Raw genomic sequence first — 22,923 nt, 5'->3', positions numbered from 1 at the left:
TCTAAGTACGACTTCCCTGGTGATGACACACCAATCGTTAAAGGTTCAGCAAAGTTGGCGCTTGAAGGCGACAAAGGTGCTTTGGGTGAAGAAGCGATCATGCAATTGGCTGAAGCTCTTGACACATACATCCCAACACCAGAGCGTGCAGTTGATGGCGCGTTCTTGATGCCTGTTGAAGACGTGTTCTCAATCTCTGGTCGCGGTACTGTTGTGACTGGTCGTATTGAGCGCGGTATCGTTAAGGTTGGTGAAGAGATCGAAATTATCGGTATCAAGCCAACATTGAAGACAACATGTACTGGCGTAGAGATGTTCCGTAAGTTGTTAGACCAAGGTCAAGCTGGTGACAACGTGGGTATCTTGTTGCGCGGTACAAAGCGTGAAGAGGTTGAGCGTGGTCAAGTATTGGCTAAGCCAGGTTCTATTACGCCACATACACACTTCACAGCTGAAGTGTATGTGTTGAGCAAAGACGAAGGTGGTCGTCACACACCATTCTTCAACAACTACCGTCCACAGTTTTACTTCCGTACAACGGACGTAACAGGTTCAATCGAATTGCCGAAAGACAAAGAGATGGTGATGCCTGGTGATAACGTGACTATTACAGTGAAGTTGATTGCTCCGATTGCGATGGAAGAAGGTCTCCGTTTTGCGATCCGTGAAGGCGGTCGTACTGTTGGTGCTGGTGTTGTTGCTAAAGTTTTAGAATAATTAGTTTTGCAGAAAACGGTGGCGCGAATGTTGCGTGCCACCGCGCTCTTTAGTTATATCGCGACAACATCGCACTGCTCTTTAGGATAAAAAATGCAAAATCAGAAAATTCGTATTAGATTAAAAGCTTTTGACTATCGTTTGATCGACCAGTCAGCTGCTGAAATCGTAGACACAGCAAAACGTACAGGTGCTGTTGTTAAGGGTCCAGTACCTTTGCCAACACGTATTGAGCGTTTTGACATTCTACGTTCACCACACGTTAACAAGACTTCTCGTGATCAATTAGAGATCCGCACGCATTTGCGTTTGATGGATATTGTTGATCCAACAGAAAAAACTGTTGATGCATTGATGAAATTAGATCTTCCAGCTGGTGTGGATGTCGAAATTAAGCTTCAATAATTGTAAAAACTGCTATTGCAGGGCTAAAAAAAAGGCGCTACAATAGCAGGCTTCCCAGAAATATCTGGGAAAAGTAGTTAAAAAAGTACTATTTATAAATTTCCGCTGGCCAATCGTAGTCAGCATTGGAGTATTAATATGAGCCTAGGCTTGATCGGCCGTAAGGTCGGCATGACCCGCCTCTTCACAGAAGAGGGTGATGCTGTACCGGTCACAGTTATCGATGTAAGCGATAACCGCATTGCGCAAGTTAAAACTGAGGAAACTGATGGCTATACAGCTGTTCAGTTAGCATTCGGAACTCGCCGTGCTTCACGCGTTGTAAAACCACAAGCTGGTCACTTTGCAAAAGCAGGTGTATTAGCAGGTAACGCTCTTAACGAATTCCGCATTGACGCAGCTAAAGCTGGTGAGCTTAAGGTTGGCGACATTATTGGTCTTGATACATTTGCAGTTGGTCAAAAGGTTGACGTGCAAGGTACAACGATTGGTAAAGGTTACGCCGGTACCATCAAGCGTTACCACTTTTCATCTGGTCGTGCATCGCACGGTAACTCACGTTCTCATAACGTTCCTGGCTCTATTGGTATGGCTCAGGATCCGGGTCGTGTTTTCCCAGGTAAGCGTATGACAGGTCACTTAGGTGACGTGACTCGTACCGTTCAAAATCTTGAAGTTGCTCGTATTGACGCAGAACGCAAATTGCTCTTGATCAAAGGCGCAATTCCAGGTTCTCGCGGCGGCAAAGTCATCATCACTCCAGCAGTTAAAACTGCTGCTGCTAAATAAGGAGCGCGCACATGGAATTAAAGCTCCTACAAGCTGACGGAAAACTGGGTGCAGGCGTAACTGCTTCTCCAGAAGTTTTCGAGCGTGAATATAACGAAGCATTGGTTCACCAGATCGTTGTTGCTTATCAAGCCAACGCTCGTAGCGGTAACCGTGCTCAAAAAGACCGTGAACAAGTTAAACATACAACCAAGAAACCTTGGCGTCAAAAAGGTACGGGCCGTGCTCGTGCTGGTATGTCATCTTCACCATTGTGGCGCGGGGGTGGTCGTATATTCCCTAACTCACCTGAAGAGAATTTTTCACAAAAAGTTAACAAGAAAATGTATCGCGCAGGTATGCGTTCTATATTGTCTCAGTTGGCTCGTGAGGGTCGTCTTAACATCGTTGAGAGCTTCACAGTTGACGCTCCAAAAACAAAGTTGTTAGCTGAAAAAGTTAAAGCAATGGGTTTGGAATCAGTTCTTATCATTGCTGATAAGGTTGATGAGAATCTATATTTGGCTTCACGTAACTTGCATAAAGTTGGTGTGGTTGAAGCGCAGCATGCAGATCCGCTTTCATTGATTCACTTCCAAAAAGTGTTGATCCTTAAGTCAGCTGTTGCTCAAATTGAGGAGATGCTCAAATGATCGCTACACGTAAAAATGACCATCGTTTAATGCAGGTTTTGGTTGGCCCAGTGATTTCAGAAAAAGCAACAATGGTTGCTGAAAAGAATGAGCAAGTGGTTTTCCAAGTTATGCGCGATGCTAACAAGTTAGAAATCAAAGCTGCTGTTGAATTGTTATTCAAAGTGCAGGTTGAATCAGTGCAGGTTGTAAATCAAAAAGGTAAAGCAAAGCGCTTTGGCCGTTTTGAGGGTCGCCGCAACCACACGAAGAAGGCTTATGTTTGTTTGAAGCCTGGTCAAGAAATCAACTTTGAAGCGGAGGCAAATTAATTATGCCGCTAATGAAAACCAAACCGACGTCACCAGGACGTCGTTCAATGGTGAAAGTGGTCAATCCAGACCTGCACAAGGGTAAACCTTTTGCTGGTTTGTTAGAGCCACAACACCAAAAATCAGGTCGTAACAACAACGGTCATATCACTACACGCCATAAGGGTGGTGGTCATAAGCATCACTACCGTGTTGTTGACTTTAAGCGTAATGATAAAGATGGTATTCCAGCGAAAATTGAACGCCTAGAATACGATCCAAACCGTACTGCAAACTTGGCTCTATTGCTATTTGCAGATGGTGAGCGTCGCTACATTATTGCTCCTAAAGGTGCAGTAGTTGGTCAGGCCATCATGAGCGGTTCTGAGGCTCCTATTAAAGTTGGAAACAACTTGCCATTGAGAAATATCCCAGTTGGTAGCACGATTCACTGTGTGGAAATGTTGCCAGGTAAAGGTGCTCAAATGGTTCGTACTGCTGGCGGTTCAGCAGTGCTTCTAGCTCGTGAAGGTGTATACGGTCAGGTGCGTTTGCGCTCTGGTGAAGTTCGTCGTGTACATATTGAATGTCGTGCAACGATTGGTGAAGTAGGCAATGAAGAGCATAGCCTACGTCAAATCGGTAAAGCTGGTGCAAATCGCTGGCGCGGTATTCGTCCAACAGTTCGTGGTGTTGCAATGAACCCAGTCGATCACCCACATGGTGGTGGTGAAGGTCGTACAGGTGAAGGTCGCGTTCCAGTATCTCCATGGGGCACACCAACTAAGGGTTACAGAACACGCCGCAATAAGCGTACGACAAGCATGATTGCTCAACGTCGTCAAAAGCGCTAATAGAATAAGGAAATAGACATGACGCGCTCAGCTAAAAAAGGTCCATTCTGCGAAGTCAGCCTTGTTAAAAAGGTTGAAACAGCAGTTGCCAACAAAGATAAGAAGCCTATCAAGACATGGTCACGCCGTTCGACCATTCTCCCTGACTTCATTGGTCTCACAATCGCCGTTCATAATGGTCGTCAGCATGTACCTGTGTACATTACTGAGAACATGGTTGGACATAAGCTTGGTGAGTTTGCGCTAACGCGCACGTTTAAAGGTCATGCGGCCGATAAAAAAGCGAAGAAGTAAGAGGACGATATGGAATCTAAAGCTATTCACCGCAGCGCCCGCATTTCAGCGCAAAAAACACGTTTGGTTGCTGACCAAATTCGTGGATTGCCAATTGCGCGCGCTTTGAACATCCTAGCATTTAGCCCTAAAAAGGCTGCGTTCATTATGAAGAAAGTAGTTGAGTCTGCTGTCGCTAACGCGGAGCACAACTCAGGTGCTGACATTGATGAGCTCAAGGTAAAGGCTGTCACAGTAGATAAGGCAACTTCGCTCAAGCGTTTTACTGCTCGTGCTAAGGGTCGTGGCAACAAAATTGAAAAGCAAACTTGTCACATTACTGTGACTTTGAGCAACTAAGGAAGAGACATGGGTCAGAAAATACATCCAACCGGATTTCGTCTCTCGGTAAGCCGTAACTGGACTTCACGCTGGTATGCCAACAGCAACGACTTTGCAAAAATGTTGCAAGAAGACGTTGAAGTACGTAGCTACCTTAAGAAGAAATTGAAAAACGCATCAGTGAGCAAAGTAATTATTGAGCGTCCTGCTAAGAACGCAAAAATCACTATTTATAGCTCACGTCCAGGTGTTGTGATTGGTAAAAAAGGTGAAGACATTGAAGTATTGCGCAAAGAGTTGCAAAAGCGCATGGGTGTTCCAGTTCACGTTAATATCGAAGAAATTCGTAAGCCAGAAGTTGATGCTCAGTTAATCGCTGACTCAATTACACAGCAGCTTGAAAAACGTATCATGTTCCGTCGTGCTATGAAGCGTGCAATGCAAAGTGCTATGCGTCTTGGTGCTCAAGGTATCAAGATTATGAGTGCAGGTCGCTTGAATGGTGCTGAAATTGCTCGTACTGAATGGTATCGTGAAGGTCGAGTACCTCTTCATACATTGAAGGCTGATATTGATTACGCTACTTCAGAGGCTGAAACAACATACGGCATTATCGGTGTAAAAGTTTGGGTTTACAAAGGTGACACATTGGGTCGCACAGATGTAAACGCAGTGGCGCCTGCTTCACCAGAAGCAGACCAAGAGAAAAAAGCTCGTCGTCCAGGCACACGTGCACCACGTAAAGCCAAGGAAGATGGAGATAAGCCAGCAGGTGATGCTAAGCCAGCCGTAAAACGCGTGCGCAAAGTAACTAAGCCTGCTGAGAAGGCTGGAGAATAATTATGTTGCAACCAAAACGTCGTAAGTACCGTAAGGAACAAAAAGGCCGCAACACAGGTGTTGCCACTCGTGGAAGCAGCGTGTCTTTTGGTGACTTTGGTTTAAAAGCAGTTGGTCGTGGTCGTTTGACTGCACGCCAAATTGAAGCTGCTCGTCGTGCAATGACTCGTCATATTAAACGTGGCGGTCGTATCTGGATCCGTATTTTCCCAGATAAGCCAATTTCACAAAAACCTGCAGAAGTTCGTATGGGTAACGGTAAAGGTAACCCAGAGTACTACGTAGCTGAAATCCAGCCAGGTAAAGTGTTATACGAGATGGATGGTGTTGACGAAGTATTGGCGCGCGAGGCTTTTAGACTTGCTGCTGCTAAGTTGCCTATTCAAACTACATTTGTTGTGCGCCAAATTGGCGCCTAATCTGGACGGGACAAAATGAAAGCTTCCGATTTAAACGCTAAAGACGTTAACTCTTTAAATAATGAGTTATCTGAATTGCTCAAAGCCCAATTTAAATTGCGTATGCAAAAGGGTACACAGCAACTTTCAGATACTAGCCAACTTGGCAAAGTAAAGCGCGATATTGCTCGTGTGAAAACTGTTATTGCCCAGAAAGCGAGCCAAAAATAATGACTGAAACTACAAAAAAACCATTACGCCGCACATTGATCGGTCGTGTTGTTAGCGACAAGATGCAAAAAACGGTAACAGTGTTGGTTGAGCGTCGCGTTAAGCATCCTTTGTACGGCAAATATGTTGCTAAATCAAAGAAATACCATGCTCACGATGAAGCTAACCAATTCAAAGACGGCGATACAGTTGAAATTGCAGAATCAAAGCCAATTTCAAGAAGCAAGTCTTGGGTAGTAACACGTTTAGTAGAAGCTTCTAAAGGCATCTAAAAAACTAAGAAAACAGGCTTGCAAACAAATTGCGAGCCTGTTATAGTAGAGGGCTTTCCAGGATCGTGTGTGGAAAGAAATTGATTCAGTAGTATAAATCCGGGGCTAAAGTCGCAAGATGAGGTCCCTCAACGGAACCAAGACTGATTGCCTATGGCGCTCAAGTTGGGGATAAAAAGATGATTCAAACTGAAAGCAGACTAGAGGTTGCCGATAACACCGGTGCCCGCGAAGTATTGTGCATCAAGGTGCTCGGCGGTTCAAAACGCCGTTACGCCAGCATTGGTGACATTATTAAAGTGACGGTTAAAGACGCCGCTCCGCGTGGACGTGTTAAAAAAGGTGACATATATAACGCCGTGGTAGTTCGTACTGCCAAGGGTGTTCGCCGTCCTGACGGCTCACTTATTAAATTTGATTCCAATGCAGCCGTTTTGCTTAACGCAAAATTAGAGCCAATTGGTACACGTATTTTCGGGCCAGTAACACGCGAATTGCGTACTGAACGCTTCATGAAAATCGTTTCTCTCGCGCCAGAAGTTATTTAAAGGGTCGATATGAACAAGATTCGTAAAGGCGATCAAGTGGTAGTAACTACTGGTCGTGACAAAGGTAAAAAAGGTACTGTGACGCAAATTCTCGAGGGTAAATTACTCGTTGAAGGCGTTAACGTATACAAGAAGAACGTTAAACCAAACCCAGCTGCTGGTACAACAGGCGGCGTTGTTGATAAGACAATGCCTATCGCTGTATCAAACGTTGCTTTGGTTGACGCAAACGGCAAACCTTCACGCGTTGGCATCAAAGAAGCTGACGGCAAAAAGGTTCGCTACCTCAAGACAACTGGCGCTATCGTAGCAGCCTAAGACGAGGATAACTAAATATGTCAACACGTTTACAAAGCTTCTACAAAGACAAAGTTGCAGCTGATCTAATGAAGCAGTTCGGCTACAAGTCTGTTATGGAAGTGCCGCGCATCACAAAAATCACATTAAATATGGGTTTGGGTGAAGCGGTTAATGATAAAAAAGTTATTGAGCATGCGGTTGGTGATCTAACAAAGATTGCTGGTCAAAAGCCTGTTGTAACCAAAGCGCGTAAAGCTATTGCGGGTTTCAAAATCCGTCAAGGCTACCCAATTGGTGCAATGGTCACATTGCGTGGTCAAGTTATGTATGAATTCTTAGATCGTTTTATTACGGTTGCATTGCCACGTGTACGCGACTTCCGCGGTATTTCTGGTAAGGCTTTCGACGGTCGTGGAAACTACAATATTGGTGTTAAAGAGCAGATTATTTTCCCTGAAATTGAATACGACAAGATCGATTCACTTCGTGGTTTAAATATCAGCATTACCACTACCGCTAAAACTGATGATGAAGCTAAAGCTTTGTTAGCAGCGTTTAAATTCCCATTCCGCAATTAAGAGGTCATCGTGGCTAAATTAGCATTGATTGAACGCGAAAAGAAGCGCACCAAGACTGTCGCAAAGTACGCTGCTAAGCGTGCAGAGTTAAAGGCGATTATTGATGACGTCTCTAAGAGCGATGAAGAACGTTATGAAGCTCGTTTGAAATTACAGCAGCTTCCACGTAACGCAAGTCCAACTCGCCAGCGTAATCGCTGTGCATTAACTGGCCGTCCACGCGGCACGTTCCGCAAGTTCGGCTTGGCCCGTAGCAAAATCCGTGAAATCGCCTTCCGTGGCGAGATCCCTGGTGTAACCAAGGCCAGCTGGTAAGCGGCGAAAGATTAGGAGAACACATGAGTATCAGCGATCCAATCGCCGACATGCTGACGAGAATTCGTAACGCGCAAGCGGTGCAGAAGACTAACGTTGTCATGCCTTCATCTAAGCTCAAAGTAGCGATTGCTAACGTCTTAAAAGACGAAGGTTATATCGATAGCTTTGAAATTGCTGGAGAAGCGGCTAAACCTGTATTAAATATCAGCCTTAAGTACTACGCAGGCCGTCCAGTTATTGAGCGCATTCAACGCGTTTCAACACCAGGCCTTCGTATTTACAAAGGTCGCCATGACATTCCAAAGGTTTTGGATGGTCTAGGTGTTGCAATTATTTCAACGCCACAAGGCGTGATGACAGATCGTAAAGCTCGCGCCATTGGCGTGGGTGGCGAAGTCATCTGCTACGTAGCTTAATAGGGGGAACGAAGATGTCTAGAGTCGGTAAAAGCCCTATTGAGTTACCAAAAGGTGCTGATGTACAAATCGCTGCAAACCAAGTAACCATTAAGGGTCCTTTGGGTAGCTTGTCACACACATTGCATCCATTGGTTGGATTGCAGCAAAACGAAGGTGTTTTGCAGGTTGTGTGTAAAGATGAGTCTGCAGAATCAAATGCTTTATCAGGTACAACACGTGCATTGGTAAGTAACATGGTTAAAGGCGTTACAACTGGCTTTGAGCGCAAGCTTAGCTTGGTTGGCGTTGGTTATCGTGCATCTGTTCAAGGTAACGCATTAAAGTTGCAATTAGGTTTCTCACATGATGTGATTCATGATTTGCCAGAAGGTGTTAAGGCAGAAACTCCATCACAAACTGAGATCATTATTAAGGGTGCCAACAAGCAGCAAGTTGGCCAGGTAGCTGCTGAAGTTCGCGCATACCGTCCACCAGAGCCTTATAAAGGCAAGGGTGTTCGCTATGTAGATGAAGTAGTTCGCCTCAAAGAAACCAAGAAGAAGTAATCGGGGTTAGATATGAACAAAAACGAAACACGAGTTCGCCGCGCACGCCAAACCCGCATCAGAATTGCGGAACAGTTGGCTCATCGCTTGACGATTTATCGCTCGAATCAGCATATTTTTGCTCAGCTTTTCAGCCCATGTGGCACCAAAGTTCTTGCTTCAGCTTCTACTATGGAAGTGGATATTAAAAAAGCATTGAATGGCAATGGTGGCAACAGTGCTGCAGCTCAGCAAATTGGTAAAACAATCGCTGAACGCGCCATCAAGGCAGGTGTTACTGAAGTAGCATTTGACCGTGCTGGTTTCCGATACCATGGCCGCGTGAAAGCGTTGGCAGAGGCTGCGCGTGAAGCCGGTCTTAAGTTCTGATCGCAGAGGCTCAAGGAAATATTATGGCAAAGATGCAAAATAAAATTCAATCTGAAGAGCGTGATGATGGTCTACGTGAAAAGATGATCGCTGTTAACCGAGTGACCAAAGTTGTTAAAGGTGGTCGTATTCTCGGTTTTGCTGCACTAACAGTAGTTGGTGACGGTGATGGCGGTATCGGTATGGGTAAGGGCAAGTCAAAAGAAGTGCCAGTTGCCGTACAAAAAGCAATGGACGAAGCACGTCGCAAGATGTTCAAGGTTTCATTACGTAGCGGCACATTGCAGCATACAGTTGTTGGTGAGCATGGCGCATCACGCGTTTTGATCTCTCCGGCAAAAGAAGGTACTGGCGTGATTGCTGGCGGCCCAATGCGTGCTGTTTTTGATGTAATGGGCGTAACTAACGTGGTTGCAAAATCTCTTGGTTCAACAAACCCTTACAACATGGTTCGTGCAACTTTGGATGGCTTACGCAAGATGAGCACACCTTCAGAAATCGCAGCGAAGCGCGGTAAGTCTGTAGAGGAGATCCTAGGTTAATCGCCAGGAAAATAAATATGAGCACAGTAAAAATTCAATTAGTACGAAGCTTAATCGCAACTCGTGAAGATCATCGCGCAACTGTTCGTGGCTTAGGCTTACGTCGCGTGAACTCTGTTTCTGAATTGCAAGACACGCCAGCAGTTCGCGGCATGATTAATAAAGTCTCTTACTTGGTTAAAGTAATCAAGTAATACTTAGGGATAGATTATGGAACTCAATAAAATTAAACCAGCAGAAGGTGCTAAGCATGCTAAGCGTCGCGTAGGTCGCGGCATTGGTTCAGGTTTAGGTAAAACTGCAGGTCGTGGTCACAAGGGTCAGAAATCTCGTTCTGGTGGCTTCCACAAAGTTGGTTTCGAGGGCGGTCAAATGCCTTTGTATCGTCGTTTGCCAAAGCGTGGCTTCGTGTCACTTAGCAAACAGTTCGATGGTCAAGTAACTTTGACAGATCTACAAAAGCTTGGCTTGGCAGAAGTTGATTTGGTTGCATTAAAGAAAAGCGGATTAATTTCTGGCTTGATTAAGTGCGTCAAGATCATTAAAACTGGTGAGCTAACAACAGCTATTACAGTTCGTGGTTTGTTAGCAACTGCTGGCGCGAAAGCTGCTATTGAAGCTGCTGGCGGCAAATTTGTTGAAGCTGCTTAAGGTTTAGCTAAAGAAATATGGCCAACGCATCTACCAACCTATCTAGCTTGAAGTCAGGAAGCAAGTTTGGCGACTTACGTCGCCGCTTGATCTTTTTGGTTCTGGCTTTGGTGGTATATCGCATTGGTACGCATATTCCTGTTCCAGGAATTGATCCAGACCAGTTAGCACAATTGTTCGATAGTCAAAGTGGCGGTATTTTAGGAATGTTTAACCTGTTTTCAGGTGGGGCGTTATCAAGATTTTCTGTCTTTGCTTTGGGTATCATGCCTTACATTTCAGCTTCAATCATCATGCAATTAATGACGATTGTTGTACCAACTTTAGAAGCAATTAAAAAAGATGGTCAAGCTGGTCAAAGAAAAATAACGCAATACACTCGCTATGGCACATTGGTACTTGCCACATTCCAAGCTTTTGGTATTGCCATTGCGTTAGAGGCCCAACCAGGTTTAGTAATTGACCCAAGTTTCTTATTTAGATTGAACACTGTTGTTACATTGGTAACAGGAACAATGTTCTTGATGTGGCTTGGTGAACAAATTACAGAGCGTGGTTTAGGTAATGGCATTTCAATTATTATTTTCGGTGGTATTGCTGCGGGATTGCCAAGCGCTTTAGGTGGTTTATTTGAATTGGTTCGCACTGGATCAATGAGCACATTATCAGCAATGTTAATTGTTGTGATTGTTGCGGCAGTGACGTATTTTGTGGTGTTTGTTGAGCGTGGTCAGCGTCGTGTTTTGGTGAACTACGCCAAGCGCCAAGTAGGCAACAAGGTTTATGGTGGTCAATCTTCCCATCTACCGTTGAAGTTAAATATGGCTGGTGTTATTCCTCCAATTTTTGCCTCATCAATTATTTTATTTCCCGCAACAATTGCAGGATGGTTTACAGCCGGCGAAACTACAAACCCAGTAACTTTGTTTGTTAAAGATTTAGCAGCGACTTTGGCCCCGGGTCAACCCGTTTACATCTTGATGTACATGTTAGCAATTATTTTCTTCTGTTTCTTCTACACAGCGATGGTATTCAATAGTAGAGAGACAGCTGATAACTTAAAGAAGAGTGGTGCCTTTGTTCCTGGAATTCGTCCTGGTGACCAAACAGCTCGCTACATTGATAAGATTTTGACTCGTTTAACTTTGATGGGTGCAGCGTACATGGTTTTGGTGTGCTTGTTGCCTGAGTTCTTAGTTTTACGTTGGAATGTTCCGTTCTACTTTGGTGGTACATCCCTATTAATTATTGTGGTTGTAACTATGGACTTCATGGCTCAAGTTCAGTCTTACATGATGCAACAACAATATGATTCACTATTGAAGAAAGCCAACTTCAAAATGGGTAACTCATAAGCTATATGGCAAAAGATGATGTCATTCAAATGGCTGGTGAGATTGTAGAAAATTTACCGAATGCCATGTTCCGTGTGAAGTTAGAAAACGGTCATGTGGTATTGGGACATATCTCAGGAAAAATGCGTATGCACTATATTCGCATTCTTCCTGGTGACAAAGTCACAGTGGAGCTCACACCCTATGACTTGTCAAAAGCGCGTATTGTTTTCCGCGCGAAGTAGTAACTAATTGTATAGAAGAGGTTAATTATGAAAGTTTTGGCATCTGTTAAGTGTATCTGCCGCAACTGTAAGATCATTAAGCGCAAGCGCGTGGTAAGAGTTATCTGTTCATCAGATGCTCGTCACAAGCAGCGTCAGGGTTAATAAAGCAGCCGTCTCAAAAAAGAGGAAAGTTACATGGCACGTATCGCCGGGGTCAATATCCCCAACCACCAACATACCGTCATCGGTCTAACTGCTATTTTTGGCATTGGTAACTCATTGGCTCGCAAGATTTGCGATGCTTCTGGTGTTGCTATTGATAAGAAAGTAAAAGATCTTAGTGATGCAGATTTAGAAAAACTTCGTGAAGAAGTTGGCAGATTCACTGTAGAAGGTGATTTGCGTCGTGAAGTGACGATGAACATTAAGCGCCTAATGGATTTAGGTTGCTATCGTGGTCTTCGTCATCGCAAAGGCTTGCCAATGCGCGGTCAACGCACACGTACTAATGCTCGTACACGCAAAGGCCCTCGTAAGGCCGGTATTGCACTTAAGAAATAATTAGGAAGAGCTGACAATGGCAAAACCACAACAAAACAACGCGGCTCGCGCCCGTAAAAAAGTTAAAAAGAATATTGCTGACGGTATTGCACACGTTCATGCATCATTCAATAACACGATCGTGACTATCACGGATCGCCAAGGCAATGCGTTGTCATGGGCGACTTCAGGTGGCCAAGGTTTTAAAGGTTCTCGTAAATCGACACCATTTGCAGCACAGGTAGCAGCAGAAGTTGCTGGCCGTGCAGCGATTGAGTGTGGAATTAAGAACTTATCTGTTGAGATCAAAGGCCCAGGCCCTGGTCGTGAATCAGCAGTGCGAGCTTTGAATGCTTTAGGCATCAAGATCACTGAGATTCAGGATGTGACTCCAGTTCCGCATAACGGCTGCCGTCCTCCAAAGCGTCGTCGTATCTAATTTTTTAATCAAGACCACCGTCCATCGCTCGTATAGGGTGGACTCACCATCGGTTTTCGAACTGAAGGCAAAGAAAGGAAGCAAACGTGGCACGTTACATAGGCCCTAAGGCCAAACTATCTCGTCGGGAAGGTACCGATCTATTCTTAAAGAGCACACGTCGCTCTTTATCTGATAAATGCAAGCTTGATACTAAGCCTGGTCAACATGGACGCACATCAGGTTCGCGTACATCTGACTACGGTAACCAATTGCGTGAAAAGCAAAAGGTTAAACGTATCTATGGCGTTTTAGAGCGTCAATTCCGTCGCTATTTTGCTGAAGCAGAGCGTCGTAAAGGCAATACTGGTGAAAACCTTTTGTCTTTATTGGAATCTCGTTTAGATAACGTTGTTTATCGTATGGGTTTTGGCTCAACACGTGCTGAAGCTCGTCAGTTAGTTTCTCACAAAGCAATTTTGTTGAATGGTAATGTTGCAAACATTCCTTCAATGCAAGTTCGTCCTGGAGACGTTATTGCAATTCGTGAAAAAGCTAAAAAACAAACTCGTATTCAAGAGTCTTTAGGTCTAGTTGCTCAGTCTGGTGATATCAGCTGGGTTTCAGTAGACGCTGCTAAATTAGAAGGCACATTCAAGCAAGCTCCCGATCGTGATGATATCGGTGGTGATATCAATGAAAGCTTGATCGTCGAACTTTACTCACGTTAATGTGTCGCCCTCTTAAGGAATAAATATATGCAAAACACACTACTGAAGCCGAAAATTATTTCTGTCGAAGTGCTTGCAGAGAACCAAGCGAAAGTTGTTATGGAGCCGTTTGAACGCGGTTACGGCCATACCTTGGGTAATGCCTTGCGTCGTGTGCTTTTGTCGTCCATGGTAGGTTGTGCTCCAACAGAAGTCAGCATTGCTGGCGTTGTTCATGAGTATTCAACAATTGACGGCGTTCAAGAAGACGTTGTTAACCTACTTTTGAACCTCAAAGGTATTGTTTTTAAACTACAACAGCGTGATGAAGTACTTTTAACATTACGTAAAGAAGGTGCTGGCGTTGTTACAGCAAAAGATATTGAATTGTCACATGACGTTGAAATTATCAACCCAGATCACGTGATTGCTAATTTATCCGCTAACGGTAAATTGGATATCCAGATCAAAGTTGAAAAAGGTCGCGGATATGTGCCAGGTAATGTACGTAAGTACCAAGACGAGTCTTCAAAGACTATCGGTAGTATTGTTCTAGATGCATCATTTAGCCCGGTACGTCGCGTTAGTTATGCTGTTGAGTCAGCTCGTGTTGAACAACGTACAGACTTAGACCGTTTGGTAATGACAATTGAAACTAATGGTGTGTTAACTCCTGAAGAAGCAATTCGTCAATCAGCCAGCATCTTGGTTGATCAATTGGTTGTGTTTGCACAACTCGAAGGCACACAAGCTACTGGCGATGCAGCTCCAAGCCGCTCACCAGCTGTTGATCCAATGTTAATGCGTCCAGTGGATGATTTAGAGTTAACAGTTCGTTCAGCAAATTGCTTGAAAGCTGAAAACATTTACTACATCGGCGATCTCATTCAGCGCACAGAAAACGAGTTGTTAAAGACTCCAAATCTTGGCCGTAAATCATTGAATGAAATTAAAGATGTCTTGGCCGCTCGCGGTCTGACCTTGGGCATGAAGCTAGATAACTGGCCTCCTGCAGGTCTTGAGAAATAATAGAAAGGAAGAGCCACCATGCGTCACGGAAACGGACTTCGTAAATTAAATCGTACATCCTCACATCGTTTAGCGATGTTGCGCAACATGTCTAATTCATTGTTGCAACATGAGGTTATTAAAACAACTTTGCCTAAGGCTAAAGAGTTGCGTCGTGTAGTTGAGCCGCTCATTACTTTAGGTAAAAAAGATAATTTAGCTAACCGCCGTTTAGCATTTGATCGTTTACGCGATCGCGAAATGGTTACTAAATTATTTACAGAACTAGGACCACGTTTTGCTACTCGCCCAGGCGGCTACTTACGTATTCTTAAGTTTGGCTTCCGCGTTGGTGACAATGCGCCTATGGCTTTAGTTGAGCTTTTAGATCGTCCAGAAGTAACAGAAGCTCCTTCTGCAGAGTAATCTCAGAAAGACTTATAAAAAAGCCTGGTTATGCCAGGCTTTTTTGTTTGGTGGATAATCAGTTATGGAGTCAATTTACCTGGTAATAACGACGTTCCCGACGAGGGAAGAAGCCATTGATATGGCCAGCAGAATTATTGAGAATCAATTGGGAGCTTGCGTACAGATTCAAGAGTCATGCACATCAATATACGAATGGAAAGGCGTGCTCGAGACTACAACAGAATTTCCAGTTCACATTAAAACAGTTGAAGCCAAAAAAGAAGCACTCAAGACATTTATTAAAGTAAGCCATTCATATGAGGTTCCTGAGATCGTGGCAATTAAGCTAGACGATACATCCGAAACATATGCGCAATGGATTGCAAGTCAAGCATGTGGAGCATCCTCATGAGAACCATTAAAAAAATATTTCTAGTAGGGTTGATTGGGTTAGCGAATTTGTTCGCAATGAGTAGCATAGCTATAGCAGTGGACTTTCTTCCCCCAGAAAAGGCATTCAAGGTTGTTGCTCAAACACAAGAAGATGCGAGCGTGTTAGTAACAGTGAAACCAGAGAATGGTTATTACGTTTACAAGGAATCAATTAAATTTAAATTGCTTAGGCCGAAAATAGACACTGCTCTAGGTCAACCTTTGCTTCCAAAAGGAAAAGTTAAATTTGATGAGAACTTTGGCAAAGAATTAGAAACATACCCCCATCCTTTCCAAATCACTTTGCCAATCGATCGCGAGCAAATGAGCACGGGTTTTTTATTGCAAATCGAGTTGCAAGGTTGCGCGGACAAGGGAATTTGTTATCCACCCATGCAGTTAAATTTCACGCTCTCTGCTCCCAATGTTGTCGTTGAGGGAGTACCTCCCGAAGATTTTTCAGAGCTTGCTGTTCAGTCAGGTGGCTTGAGTGATTTATGGGCAGCTAGAGATGATGTTGGAGAGCTATCAAAACTTTTGATGAGTATTTCACCATTCGTTTTAATTGGAGCATTTTTTATTCTGGGATTGGCTATGGCATTAACACCATGCGTTTTGCCAATGTTGCCAATTATGTCGAGCGTTGTATTTGGTTCAAAAAATAATCAGCACCAAAATATTTCAAAAGTTCGAGCAACATCACTCGCAGCAATCTATGTCTTAGGCATGGCTCTGATGTATAGCTTGGCTGGAATGGCCACCGCTGCATTGGGTTCCAATATTCAATCGTACCTACAAAATCCATGGGTACTTGGTGCATTTGCATTCATGTTGTTAGCTCTCGCGGCGAGTTTATTTGGTTTTTATGAGCTGCGCTTACCTCAGTCACTCCACAATAAGATTGATAAGGTTGCTGGCAAGCAAGAGGGTGGAAGCCTGCTTGGTGCATTTTTACTTGGTGCCATATCAACACTCATTGCGAGCCCTTGTGTGACTGCGCCACTTGCAGGAGTCTTAGCTTTTATTGCGCATACTGGCTCTGTTCCATTGGGCGGACTCTTATTGTTTGTCATGGCGTTAGGAATGGGCTTCCCATTGATGTTATTTGCGGTCGGTGCAAAAGGTTTATTACCCAAGGCTGGCTCATGGATGTTGATGGTGCAAAAGATATTTGGTGTGCTTTTGGTTTTATTGGCGGTATGGGTTGTTTCGCCAGTATTCTTAAATGGCTCTGTGCCAAGGAACGACGCAACTCACCAACTTTCATCAGGCTTGGTTTTTAATGTCGTGAAAACTAGTCGTGAATTAGATACGGCCTTGAAATTAGCAAAAGAAAATAATCAAACGGTTATGTTGGATTTTTATGCGGACTGGTGTGTGACCTGTAAAGAGATGGAAGTTTTGACATTCAATGATGCTACCGTATCAAAGAAGTTAAGGTCTTACCAATTAATTCAAGTGGATATGACAAAGAACACCGCGGATCAACAAGTCATACTTAAACACTATGGTCTATTTGGACCGCCAGCGATTCTATTCTTTGATCAACAAGGCCAAGAGCTGATTTCAAAGAGAGTTATAGGCTTTATGAAGCCAGAGCGTTTTATAGAACGATTAGAGTAAGGCCTACAAAGGCTGTGAGCCCTTACTGATTGAGTATGCGTGCGGCATCTCTAGCGAAATACGTCAAAATGCCATCCGCACCAGCACGCTTGAATGCCAGTAGAGATTCCATCATGACAGCATCACCATCAATCCAGCCGTTGATGGCCGCCGCTTTGATCATGGCATATTCACCGCTAACTTGGTACGCAAAAGTAGGGTGACCCAGCTCGTCTTTTACGCGCTTAACAATGTCAAGGTAAGGCATGCCTGGCTTCACCATCACCATATCCGCCCCCTCTTCAATATCTAAAGCCACTTCACGAATCGCCTCATTGGAGTTGGCTGGATCCATTTGATAAGTTTTTTTATTGCCTTTGCCAAGATTGCCGGCCGAGCCGACTGCATCTCTAAACGGGCCGTAGAAGGCGGACGCATATTTTGCTGAGTACGCCATGATTTGAGTATGAATAAAGCCGTGTGCTTCAAGAGCATCACGTATCGCAGCAATTCGTCCATCCATCATATCTGAAGGGGCAACCATATCGACGCCAGCCTGAGCGTGAGTTAAGGCTTGTTTAACGAGTGCATCAACAGTGACATCATTGATCACATAGCCATCATTATCAATAATGCCGTCTTGACCGTGACTTGTATAAGGATCAAGTGCAATGTCTGTCATGATGCCTAAGTTTGGAAAACGTTTTTTTAATTCTTTTACAGCATTAGGAATTAAGCCGTTGGCATTAAATGCTTCCTTGCCATCTGCAGTCTTAAGGTCACCACTAATGACTGGAAATAAAGCCATGACAGGAATGCCTAATTGAACGCACTCCTCTGCAATCGGCAATAACAAATCCAGTGAAACGCGACTTACTCCAGGCATTGATGCCACTTCTTCCTTGCGACCTTTTCCTTCAAGTAAAAAAACCGGATAAATAAAATCATTACTGCTTAAATTATTTTCTTGAACGAGTCGACGTGACCAATCAGTTTTACGTAATCTGCGAGGACGATGGAATAGTTGCATATAAAACCTTATGAAGAAAGTTGGGGTTTTAGGTTTTTGGAGATACGATTTTCATTGCTGGTATGAGCCAGTGACGCTTCAATGCCCAACCATTCAGCCACTATTGAATCAGCTTCAACTAAGCCAATGCGTTTGGTGCTTGAAAATAGTTGAGCGGTATAAGGGCCGTGAGGATTGAGTTCTTTGAGCTTATTCTGTAATTTTTTCAGAGCCAAGCGACCTTCAGACTGATTGAGCTTGTCACATTTAGTTAACAAAACATGAATTGGTCTGCCAGTTGGAGTAAACCACTCAATCATTTGTTGATCAAGGTCAGTCATGCCTCTTCTGGAATCCATGATCAAAACCATGCCCTTTAGGTTTGGGCGGGTTTGTAGATACGTTGAGAGTAAATTATTCCAGTGAGCTTTTGTTTTAAGGTCAACCTGAGCGTAGCCATATCCAGGTAAGTCGACTAAATTGGCTAAATTGGTCTTATCTTTCGTTAAAATGCCGAAAAAGTTGATATGTTGCGTTCTTCCTGGAGTTTTGCTGGCAAATGCGAGCCTATTTTGCTGGCAAAGGACATTAATAGCCGTTGATTTACCCGCATTGGAGCGCCCAGCAAAGGCTACTTCCGGGATATCCCAGGTAGGAAGATCAACCAAATGGTTAATCGTAATTAGAAATTGTGCTTGGTGTAAGGTAGACATAGGTGTTTAAAAGGTTAGACCTATTGTAAAATCTCTCGTTGATAATTAGTTGTTTAATTAAAAATAAAGATTTTTAATCTTTTGCATCATATACATAAGGTGAATGCACATGCGTCAAACAATTTCAGTCACATTAAAGACTTTATTGATTACTTTAGGCCTATCTTTTGCGGTTGCTAGCTTTGCAGCTGAGCCGCCAGCTAAGGCGCCGACTAAGGCAGCCCCTGATGCTGCTAAGGGTGAAGCTCTATATAACAGCGGTGATGCCAAGAGAGGTGTGGTTGCTTGTGTGAGTTGCCACGGTTCCGGTGGTAATAGTGGCGCAGCAGCCTATCCGAAGTTGGCTGGTCAGCATGCCAGTTACATAGTGAAACAGTTAAAAGACTACAAGGGTGCAAAAGATCGTCCTAACGCCATTATGGGTGCATTTGCGGCCCTTCTCAGTGATGAAGACATGGCCGACCTTGGCGCTTATTTAGAAAAACAAACGCCTGGCGTTGGTACTGCTAAGAACAAAGCAACTATTGAGTTGGGTCAAAAAATATACCGTGGTGGTATCGCATCAAAGTCTGTAGCAGCGTGCGCAGGGTGTCATAGCCCTAATGGCTCAGGTATTCCAGCACAGTACCCACGGATCTCTGGTCAGTGGCCAGAATACACAGAGGCACAGTTAATTGCATACCGTTCAGGTGAGCGGAAGAACAGCGTGCAGATGAGTGCGATTGCATCTAGAATGTCTGATGTTGAAATCAAAGCAGTAGCAGACTATATCGCCGGCTTGCGTTAATAAAACTTCTTTAAGTTTTTTCTAAAAGAAGGGCCCATGAACTTAGTTTGTGGGCTTTATTTTTTTAGATGAGGGTATGAGCATTTTTACATCAGATAGCAGCGTATTTCAGCGTTTTACACGAGCAAGCGTCGAGCTCTTATCATCGATGCGATTTGCCATCGCATTACTGACGATAATTTCAATTGCCAGCATGATTGGCACAGTCATTAAGCAGAGTGAACCCTATGCGAATTACGTCAATCAATTTGGACCATTTTGGGCTGAAATTTTTAATGGCTTGGGATTGTTCGCTGTCTACACTGCATGGTGGTTTTTATTAATCTTAGCGTTTTTAGTGGTATCAGTTTCATTTTGTGTGGTGCGCAATGCGCCCAAAATGTTGGCAGATGTTCGCGCATGGAAAGAACATGTTCAAGAGGGCGGATTAAGAGCGCTCCATCACCATTTTGAGTATTCAACAAAGCTGGATCACCCTGCTGCCGCATCGGTTATTGCCGATCGATTAGTTAAAGATGGTTATTCTGTAAAAACTTTAATAGCCGATGACCATTCCAAAGTGATGGCCAAAAAAGGAGCCGCTAGTAAGTGGGGATATATATTCGCTCATAGCGCCATTGTTTTTATTTGCTTAGGTGGCTTGTTAGATGGCGACCTTTTCACCAGAGGACAAATTTGGTTTGGTGGTAAGAGTATCTTGCCAGCGAATACTCAAGGGATGTTGATTTCAGATATTCCTAGTGAGCACAAGTTAAGCGCCAGCAATCCAAGTTATCGTGCGAATATTTTTGTACCAGAAGGTGCAACGAGTGCTACTGCACTATTAAGCGCAACGAGTGGTAGCATTATTCAAGAGTTGCCCTTTTCTGTATCACTTAAAAAATTCCATGTTGAGTACTACAGTACAGGTATGCCCAAACTCTTCATGAGCGAAGTCTTAATCAAAGATTTAGACACGGGGAAAGAAGTTGAGGCCAAGATTAAGGTTAATGAACCGCTGATTCACCGTGGCGTTGCTATCTATCAATCTAGCTTTGAAGATGGCGGTTCAAAACTAAAGCTAAGGGCTTATCCGATTCAAGGGTCAATAGACTCTGTTAAATCGAGTTTCATTGTCAGTGGCGAAGTTGGCCAAAGTACTGCTCTGAAATCTAATAATGGCACCAGTTATTCACTTGAGTTTGTTGGGTTTAGACCAACCAATGTGGAGAACATTGCCAACGCATCTGGAGAGGTTGATGTCAGAGGGGTTGCAACACAGAAAGCGGATGCTGGCCTAGCACAAGCATTTAATAACCGTTTAGGTTCGGGCGCTAAAACAAGCAAGACCGCTGATTTAAAGAACGTGGGCCCCTCAGTCCAATATAAGCTTCGTGATGCATCAGGCCAGGCGCGTGAGTTTAGTAACTATATGCAGCCACTTTTCTTAAATGGTATGCCTATGTTTATGCTGGGCGTAAGAGAAAGTGCCGCAGAAGAATTTAAATACCTCCGCATTCCTGCAGATGACAACTTCAGTTTGAATGAGTGGTTAACCCTTAGAACTCTTTTACAAGACCAAGGCGCACGACAGAGAGCGGTTCAACGTTTTACACAAGTGCTGAGTCAGCAAACAGGTTTTGGATCTTCTCCTCAAGCTGTTTCTCAATTAAGAGAGAGCGCAATTCGATCCATTGAATTATTTGCAGGGGCTAGTGAGTTTGCAATTAAACAGGCTGAAGAAACCGGCGTGTCACCAGGCGGTTTTGTAGCGCTTGGTTCTTTCATTGATCGCGCTGTCCCTGAAGTTGAGCGTGAAAAAGCAGCAGAAGTTATTTTGAAAGTGCTCAATGGTGTTGTTTGGGAGTTATGGCAAGAAGCCCGAGCTCAATTAAATTTACCTGCAGCTAAACAAGATGAAAAGAGTCAGAGGTTTATTCAGGCTGCAACATCAGCTTTGTCGGATGCTAATTTTTATCCGGCGCCGTTAACGTTTCAGTTAGACTCATTTGAAGAGGTTAAGGCCAGTGTCTTTCAGGTAACCAGATCCCCTGGTAAGAACATGGTTTACTTTGGTTGTTTATTATTGGTATTAGGTATCTTTGCAATGTTTTATTTGCCTGAGCGCCGAATTTGGGTCAGAAGCTTGGGTAATGGTAAAAATCTTTTTGCCATGTCAACCTCGCGCAAGACACTCGATTTTGAAAAAGAATTCAACAAGTATCAGGAAGATTTAAATCATGGAAACTAAATATGTCAGTTCAGTCAAAGGCGGTTTGGTTCAGTCTTTGCTACAGAGCATTACTGATGGCTTAAAGTCATTAAAGTGGGGTGATTATGTATTCGCCCTGGCTCTGGCTGCGGGAGCTATTTTTGCTGAAATGAAATTTTCTGCCTATATGGATAGCTACGAAGAAATTATTTTGTTTTGCTCGGTACCTGTTTTAGCATTTCTTGGCTGGGCATGGTCGCCATTACGAAATTTAATGATTGGCTCAACCATCTTAACTTTTATAGCGATCTATTTCTATCAGACGCCTGAAGGTGGTTCGTTAGCAAGAGCTGAACAAGCTTTCTTCCTGAAGTACATGCTTTCAAGTCAATCTGCGATTCTGTGGATGAGTGTATTTTTTGCATTGAGCACCTTCTTCTATACATTGGGACTGGCTCTTCGATCAAATACCATGGGGCCTGCAGCGTCAAAGCTTTCATGGGCAGCAGTTTATTTTGGTTTGGCTGGCATGCTTGTACGTTGGTATGAGTCCTATTTAATGGGAATTGATATTGGCCATATTCCTATCTCAAATCTTTATGAAGTTTTCATTCTTTTCTGTTTAATTACAGCCATATATCACTTGTATTACGAGGCTCGTTATAAGTCTGTAGCTTTAGGTGCTTTTGTTCTTTGGATTATTTTGGCTGCTGTTGCTTTTATCCTTTGGTATAGCGTGACTCGAGATGCACATCAAATTCAACCGCTAGTACCTGCTTTACAAAGCTGGTGGATGAAAATCCATGTGCCAGCAAACTTTATTGGTTATGGTACTTTTGCATTAGCGGCTATGGTGGCTATAGCGTACATTTTAAAGTCTAAAAATTATTTGGCTGATCGTTTGCCAAGCTTAGAGCTTTTAGATGATGTGATGTATAAATCAATTGCTGTTGGTTTTGCATTCTTCACCATCGCGACCATCTTAGGCGCGCTTTGGGCTGCTGAGGCTTGGGGTGGTTACTGGAGTTGGGATCCTAAGGAAACTTGGGCTCTAATTGTTTGGCTGAATTACGCCGCTTGGTTGCACATGCGCCTCATGAAGGGCTTAAGAGGTATTGTCGCTGCTTGGTGGGCATTAGTTGGTTTATTTGTAACCACCTTTGCTTTCATTGGCGTGAATATGTTCTTATCAGGTTTGCATAGCTACGGCAGCTTGTAAGAAGTATTTAGC

General features: G+C 43.7%; 37 protein-coding genes. 35 read left to right on the top strand and 2 right to left on the bottom strand.

Going from position 1 to position 22,923, the window contains the following annotated elements:
- The 32 genes from ICN28_RS05535 to dsbD all read left to right on the top strand — a co-directional run.
- Positions 1-717, top strand: a 717-nt coding sequence (locus ICN28_RS05535; protein WP_255536126.1) for an EF-Tu/IF-2/RF-3 family GTPase, incomplete at its 5' end; no start/stop codon positions are given.
- 93 nt (positions 718-810) lie between these two features.
- Positions 811-1,122: a 30S ribosomal protein S10 gene (gene rpsJ, locus ICN28_RS05530; RefSeq protein WP_011901899.1), complete on the top strand. Its 312-nt coding sequence runs from the start codon at positions 811-813 to the stop codon at positions 1,120-1,122.
- Between the two features lie 138 nt (positions 1,123-1,260).
- Entirely contained in the window at positions 1,261-1,911 is a 651-nt protein-coding gene (gene rplC, locus ICN28_RS05525) for a 50S ribosomal protein L3 (RefSeq protein WP_216286770.1), read from the top strand.
- A gap of 11 nt (positions 1,912-1,922) precedes the next feature.
- Entirely contained in the window at positions 1,923-2,543 is a 621-nt protein-coding gene (gene rplD / locus ICN28_RS05520) for a 50S ribosomal protein L4 (protein WP_216286769.1), read from the top strand.
- Complete coding sequence (rplW, locus tag ICN28_RS05515) at positions 2,540-2,854, top strand: 50S ribosomal protein L23 (protein ID WP_216286768.1); 315 nt, start codon at positions 2,540-2,542, stop codon at positions 2,852-2,854. The genes rplD and rplW overlap by 4 nt, the downstream gene beginning before the upstream one ends.
- A 2-nt stretch (positions 2,855-2,856) precedes the next feature.
- Positions 2,857-3,687 carry a 50S ribosomal protein L2 gene (gene rplB, locus ICN28_RS05510; protein ID WP_089514993.1) on the top strand — a complete coding sequence of 277 codons (831 nt, stop codon included), beginning with the start codon at positions 2,857-2,859 and terminating at the stop codon, positions 3,685-3,687.
- A gap of 18 nt (positions 3,688-3,705) precedes the next feature.
- Positions 3,706-3,981: a 30S ribosomal protein S19 gene (gene rpsS / locus ICN28_RS05505; RefSeq protein WP_215287693.1), complete on the top strand. Its 276-nt coding sequence runs from the start codon at positions 3,706-3,708 to the stop codon at positions 3,979-3,981.
- Positions 3,982-3,990: 9 nt separating this feature from the next.
- On the top strand, positions 3,991-4,320 hold the full coding sequence (gene rplV / locus ICN28_RS05500; protein ID WP_216286767.1) for a 50S ribosomal protein L22: 330 nt from the start codon (positions 3,991-3,993) through the stop codon (positions 4,318-4,320).
- A 9-nt stretch (positions 4,321-4,329) separates the two neighbouring features.
- On the top strand, positions 4,330-5,142 hold the full coding sequence (gene rpsC, locus ICN28_RS05495; RefSeq protein ID WP_216286766.1) for a 30S ribosomal protein S3: 813 nt from the start codon (positions 4,330-4,332) through the stop codon (positions 5,140-5,142).
- Positions 5,143-5,144: 2 nt separating this feature from the next.
- Entirely contained in the window at positions 5,145-5,561 is a 417-nt protein-coding gene (gene rplP / locus ICN28_RS05490) for a 50S ribosomal protein L16 (protein ID WP_215287696.1), read from the top strand.
- Between the two features lie 15 nt (positions 5,562-5,576).
- Entirely contained in the window at positions 5,577-5,771 is a 195-nt protein-coding gene (rpmC, locus tag ICN28_RS05485; protein WP_088812726.1) for a 50S ribosomal protein L29, read from the top strand.
- Entirely contained in the window at positions 5,771-6,043 is a 273-nt protein-coding gene (gene rpsQ, locus ICN28_RS05480) for a 30S ribosomal protein S17 (protein WP_216286764.1), read from the top strand. The genes rpmC and rpsQ overlap by 1 nt, the downstream gene beginning before the upstream one ends.
- A gap of 179 nt (positions 6,044-6,222) precedes the next feature.
- A complete protein-coding gene (rplN, locus tag ICN28_RS05475) occupies positions 6,223-6,591 on the top strand; it encodes a 50S ribosomal protein L14 (RefSeq protein ID WP_088812724.1) in 369 nt (122 codons plus the stop codon).
- Between the two features lie 9 nt (positions 6,592-6,600).
- Complete coding sequence (gene rplX / locus ICN28_RS05470; protein WP_216286762.1) at positions 6,601-6,909, top strand: 50S ribosomal protein L24; 309 nt, start codon at positions 6,601-6,603, stop codon at positions 6,907-6,909.
- Between the two features lie 17 nt (positions 6,910-6,926).
- Positions 6,927-7,469: a 50S ribosomal protein L5 gene (gene rplE / locus ICN28_RS05465; RefSeq protein ID WP_216286760.1), complete on the top strand. Its 543-nt coding sequence runs from the start codon at positions 6,927-6,929 to the stop codon at positions 7,467-7,469.
- Positions 7,470-7,478: 9 nt separating this feature from the next.
- Positions 7,479-7,784, top strand: coding sequence for a 30S ribosomal protein S14 (gene rpsN / locus ICN28_RS05460; protein WP_216286758.1), 306 nt, complete (start codon positions 7,479-7,481; stop codon positions 7,782-7,784).
- A 23-nt stretch (positions 7,785-7,807) separates the two neighbouring features.
- Positions 7,808-8,203 (top strand): 30S ribosomal protein S8, encoded by a 396-nt coding sequence (gene rpsH, locus ICN28_RS05455; RefSeq protein WP_216286756.1) that lies wholly within the window; start codon positions 7,808-7,810, stop codon positions 8,201-8,203.
- Between the two features lie 14 nt (positions 8,204-8,217).
- A complete protein-coding gene (gene rplF / locus ICN28_RS05450) occupies positions 8,218-8,751 on the top strand; it encodes a 50S ribosomal protein L6 (RefSeq protein WP_216286755.1) in 534 nt (177 codons plus the stop codon).
- 12 nt (positions 8,752-8,763) lie between these two features.
- Positions 8,764-9,120 carry a 50S ribosomal protein L18 gene (rplR, locus tag ICN28_RS05445; protein ID WP_216286754.1) on the top strand — a complete coding sequence of 119 codons (357 nt, stop codon included), beginning with the start codon at positions 8,764-8,766 and terminating at the stop codon, positions 9,118-9,120.
- Positions 9,121-9,143: 23 nt separating this feature from the next.
- On the top strand, positions 9,144-9,662 hold the full coding sequence (gene rpsE / locus ICN28_RS05440; protein WP_216286753.1) for a 30S ribosomal protein S5: 519 nt from the start codon (positions 9,144-9,146) through the stop codon (positions 9,660-9,662).
- An 11-nt stretch (positions 9,663-9,673) separates the two neighbouring features.
- The gene (gene rpmD / locus ICN28_RS05435) at positions 9,674-9,856 is read left to right on the top strand and encodes a 50S ribosomal protein L30 (RefSeq protein WP_215287708.1); all 183 of its coding nucleotides are present in this window, start codon (positions 9,674-9,676) and stop codon (positions 9,854-9,856) included.
- 16 nt (positions 9,857-9,872) lie between these two features.
- Positions 9,873-10,313 (top strand): 50S ribosomal protein L15, encoded by a 441-nt coding sequence (rplO, locus tag ICN28_RS05430; protein ID WP_216286752.1) that lies wholly within the window; start codon positions 9,873-9,875, stop codon positions 10,311-10,313.
- Positions 10,314-10,330: 17 nt separating this feature from the next.
- The gene (secY, locus tag ICN28_RS05425; protein ID WP_216286751.1) at positions 10,331-11,668 is read left to right on the top strand and encodes a preprotein translocase subunit SecY; all 1,338 of its coding nucleotides are present in this window, start codon (positions 10,331-10,333) and stop codon (positions 11,666-11,668) included.
- Between the two features lie 5 nt (positions 11,669-11,673).
- A complete protein-coding gene (gene infA, locus ICN28_RS05420; RefSeq protein ID WP_088812713.1) occupies positions 11,674-11,892 on the top strand; it encodes a translation initiation factor IF-1 in 219 nt (72 codons plus the stop codon).
- A 27-nt stretch (positions 11,893-11,919) separates the two neighbouring features.
- Positions 11,920-12,036, top strand: coding sequence for a 50S ribosomal protein L36 (rpmJ, locus tag ICN28_RS05415; protein WP_012357167.1), 117 nt, complete (start codon positions 11,920-11,922; stop codon positions 12,034-12,036).
- Positions 12,037-12,069: 33 nt separating this feature from the next.
- Positions 12,070-12,435: a 30S ribosomal protein S13 gene (rpsM, locus tag ICN28_RS05410; protein ID WP_216286750.1), complete on the top strand. Its 366-nt coding sequence runs from the start codon at positions 12,070-12,072 to the stop codon at positions 12,433-12,435.
- 16 nt (positions 12,436-12,451) lie between these two features.
- The gene (gene rpsK / locus ICN28_RS05405) at positions 12,452-12,853 is read left to right on the top strand and encodes a 30S ribosomal protein S11 (RefSeq protein ID WP_216286749.1); all 402 of its coding nucleotides are present in this window, start codon (positions 12,452-12,454) and stop codon (positions 12,851-12,853) included.
- 86 nt (positions 12,854-12,939) lie between these two features.
- On the top strand, positions 12,940-13,563 hold the full coding sequence (gene rpsD, locus ICN28_RS05400) for a 30S ribosomal protein S4 (RefSeq protein WP_216286748.1): 624 nt from the start codon (positions 12,940-12,942) through the stop codon (positions 13,561-13,563).
- A 27-nt stretch (positions 13,564-13,590) separates the two neighbouring features.
- Positions 13,591-14,571 carry a DNA-directed RNA polymerase subunit alpha gene (gene rpoA, locus ICN28_RS05395; protein ID WP_216286747.1) on the top strand — a complete coding sequence of 327 codons (981 nt, stop codon included), beginning with the start codon at positions 13,591-13,593 and terminating at the stop codon, positions 14,569-14,571.
- An 18-nt stretch (positions 14,572-14,589) separates the two neighbouring features.
- Positions 14,590-14,976 (top strand): 50S ribosomal protein L17, encoded by a 387-nt coding sequence (gene rplQ / locus ICN28_RS05390; RefSeq protein WP_216286746.1) that lies wholly within the window; start codon positions 14,590-14,592, stop codon positions 14,974-14,976.
- 64 nt (positions 14,977-15,040) lie between these two features.
- Positions 15,041-15,370, top strand: coding sequence for a divalent-cation tolerance protein CutA (gene cutA, locus ICN28_RS05385; RefSeq protein ID WP_216286745.1), 330 nt, complete (start codon positions 15,041-15,043; stop codon positions 15,368-15,370).
- On the top strand, positions 15,334-17,013 hold the full coding sequence (gene dsbD / locus ICN28_RS05380; protein ID WP_370626448.1) for a protein-disulfide reductase DsbD: 1,680 nt from the start codon (positions 15,334-15,336) through the stop codon (positions 17,011-17,013). The genes cutA and dsbD overlap by 37 nt, the downstream gene beginning before the upstream one ends.
- A 22-nt stretch (positions 17,014-17,035) precedes the next feature.
- On the opposite strand, the gene hemB is transcribed toward dsbD, so the two are convergent.
- On the bottom strand, positions 17,036-18,022 hold the full coding sequence (gene hemB, locus ICN28_RS05375; protein WP_216286743.1) for a porphobilinogen synthase: 987 nt from the start codon (positions 18,020-18,022) through the stop codon (positions 17,036-17,038).
- Between the two features lie 8 nt (positions 18,023-18,030).
- On the bottom strand, positions 18,031-18,714 hold the full coding sequence (yihA, locus tag ICN28_RS05370) for a ribosome biogenesis GTP-binding protein YihA/YsxC (protein WP_216286741.1): 684 nt from the start codon (positions 18,712-18,714) through the stop codon (positions 18,031-18,033).
- Positions 18,715-18,823: 109 nt separating this feature from the next.
- Here yihA and ICN28_RS05365 point away from each other — a divergent pair, with 109 nt between their 5' ends.
- From ICN28_RS05365 to ccsB, 3 genes are all read left to right on the top strand, one after another.
- Entirely contained in the window at positions 18,824-19,501 is a 678-nt protein-coding gene (locus ICN28_RS05365) for a cytochrome c (protein WP_216286739.1), read from the top strand.
- A 76-nt stretch (positions 19,502-19,577) separates the two neighbouring features.
- Positions 19,578-21,731 carry a cytochrome c biogenesis protein ResB gene (locus ICN28_RS05360; protein WP_216286737.1) on the top strand — a complete coding sequence of 718 codons (2,154 nt, stop codon included), beginning with the start codon at positions 19,578-19,580 and terminating at the stop codon, positions 21,729-21,731.
- Entirely contained in the window at positions 21,721-22,911 is a 1,191-nt protein-coding gene (ccsB, locus tag ICN28_RS05355) for a c-type cytochrome biogenesis protein CcsB (RefSeq protein WP_216286735.1), read from the top strand. Before ICN28_RS05360 ends, ccsB begins: the two co-directional genes overlap by 11 nt.
- Positions 22,912-22,923 lie beyond the last annotated feature (12 nt).

The organism is Polynucleobacter sp. 30F-ANTBAC, assembly GCF_018882385.1.
Taxonomy (GTDB): domain Bacteria; phylum Pseudomonadota; class Gammaproteobacteria; order Burkholderiales; family Burkholderiaceae; genus Polynucleobacter.
The sequence above is the reverse complement of the archived record's forward strand: the minus strand, read 5'-3'. Positions and strand labels throughout refer to the sequence as shown.

Bases quoted from the DNA above. Each gene is read 5' to 3' on its own strand.
- rpsJ (WP_011901899.1), top strand. From the start codon at position 811: ATGCAAAATCAGAAAATTCGTATTAGATTAAAAGCTTTTGACTATCGT.
- rplC (WP_216286770.1), top strand. From the start codon at position 1,261: ATGAGCCTAGGCTTGATCGGCCGTAAGGTCGGCATGACCCGCCTCTTC.
- rplD (WP_216286769.1), top strand. From the start codon at position 1,923: ATGGAATTAAAGCTCCTACAAGCTGACGGAAAACTGGGTGCAGGCGTA.
- rplW (WP_216286768.1), top strand. From the start codon at position 2,540: ATGATCGCTACACGTAAAAATGACCATCGTTTAATGCAGGTTTTGGTT.
- rplB (WP_089514993.1), top strand. From the start codon at position 2,857: ATGCCGCTAATGAAAACCAAACCGACGTCACCAGGACGTCGTTCAATG.
- rpsS (WP_215287693.1), top strand. From the start codon at position 3,706: ATGACGCGCTCAGCTAAAAAAGGTCCATTCTGCGAAGTCAGCCTTGTT.
- rplV (WP_216286767.1), top strand. From the start codon at position 3,991: ATGGAATCTAAAGCTATTCACCGCAGCGCCCGCATTTCAGCGCAAAAA.
- rpsC (WP_216286766.1), top strand. From the start codon at position 4,330: ATGGGTCAGAAAATACATCCAACCGGATTTCGTCTCTCGGTAAGCCGT.
- rplP (WP_215287696.1), top strand. From the start codon at position 5,145: ATGTTGCAACCAAAACGTCGTAAGTACCGTAAGGAACAAAAAGGCCGC.
- rpmC (WP_088812726.1), top strand. From the start codon at position 5,577: ATGAAAGCTTCCGATTTAAACGCTAAAGACGTTAACTCTTTAAATAAT.
- rpsQ (WP_216286764.1), top strand. From the start codon at position 5,771: ATGACTGAAACTACAAAAAAACCATTACGCCGCACATTGATCGGTCGT.
- rplN (WP_088812724.1), top strand. From the start codon at position 6,223: ATGATTCAAACTGAAAGCAGACTAGAGGTTGCCGATAACACCGGTGCC.
- rplX (WP_216286762.1), top strand. From the start codon at position 6,601: ATGAACAAGATTCGTAAAGGCGATCAAGTGGTAGTAACTACTGGTCGT.
- rplE (WP_216286760.1), top strand. From the start codon at position 6,927: ATGTCAACACGTTTACAAAGCTTCTACAAAGACAAAGTTGCAGCTGAT.
- rpsH (WP_216286756.1), top strand. From the start codon at position 7,808: ATGAGTATCAGCGATCCAATCGCCGACATGCTGACGAGAATTCGTAAC.
- rplF (WP_216286755.1), top strand. From the start codon at position 8,218: ATGTCTAGAGTCGGTAAAAGCCCTATTGAGTTACCAAAAGGTGCTGAT.
- rplR (WP_216286754.1), top strand. From the start codon at position 8,764: ATGAACAAAAACGAAACACGAGTTCGCCGCGCACGCCAAACCCGCATC.
- rpsE (WP_216286753.1), top strand. From the start codon at position 9,144: ATGGCAAAGATGCAAAATAAAATTCAATCTGAAGAGCGTGATGATGGT.
- rplO (WP_216286752.1), top strand. From the start codon at position 9,873: ATGGAACTCAATAAAATTAAACCAGCAGAAGGTGCTAAGCATGCTAAG.
- secY (WP_216286751.1), top strand. From the start codon at position 10,331: ATGGCCAACGCATCTACCAACCTATCTAGCTTGAAGTCAGGAAGCAAG.
- infA (WP_088812713.1), top strand. From the start codon at position 11,674: ATGGCAAAAGATGATGTCATTCAAATGGCTGGTGAGATTGTAGAAAAT.
- rpmJ (WP_012357167.1), top strand. From the start codon at position 11,920: ATGAAAGTTTTGGCATCTGTTAAGTGTATCTGCCGCAACTGTAAGATC.
- rpsM (WP_216286750.1), top strand. From the start codon at position 12,070: ATGGCACGTATCGCCGGGGTCAATATCCCCAACCACCAACATACCGTC.
- rpsK (WP_216286749.1), top strand. From the start codon at position 12,452: ATGGCAAAACCACAACAAAACAACGCGGCTCGCGCCCGTAAAAAAGTT.
- rpoA (WP_216286747.1), top strand. From the start codon at position 13,591: ATGCAAAACACACTACTGAAGCCGAAAATTATTTCTGTCGAAGTGCTT.
- rplQ (WP_216286746.1), top strand. From the start codon at position 14,590: ATGCGTCACGGAAACGGACTTCGTAAATTAAATCGTACATCCTCACAT.
- cutA (WP_216286745.1), top strand. From the start codon at position 15,041: ATGGAGTCAATTTACCTGGTAATAACGACGTTCCCGACGAGGGAAGAA.
- dsbD (WP_370626448.1), top strand. From the start codon at position 15,334: ATGGATTGCAAGTCAAGCATGTGGAGCATCCTCATGAGAACCATTAAA.
- hemB (WP_216286743.1), bottom strand. From the start codon at position 18,022: ATGCAACTATTCCATCGTCCTCGCAGATTACGTAAAACTGATTGGTCA.
- yihA (WP_216286741.1), bottom strand. From the start codon at position 18,714: ATGTCTACCTTACACCAAGCACAATTTCTAATTACGATTAACCATTTG.
- ICN28_RS05365 (WP_216286739.1), top strand. From the start codon at position 18,824: ATGCGTCAAACAATTTCAGTCACATTAAAGACTTTATTGATTACTTTA.
- ICN28_RS05360 (WP_216286737.1), top strand. From the start codon at position 19,578: ATGAGCATTTTTACATCAGATAGCAGCGTATTTCAGCGTTTTACACGA.
- ccsB (WP_216286735.1), top strand. From the start codon at position 21,721: ATGGAAACTAAATATGTCAGTTCAGTCAAAGGCGGTTTGGTTCAGTCT.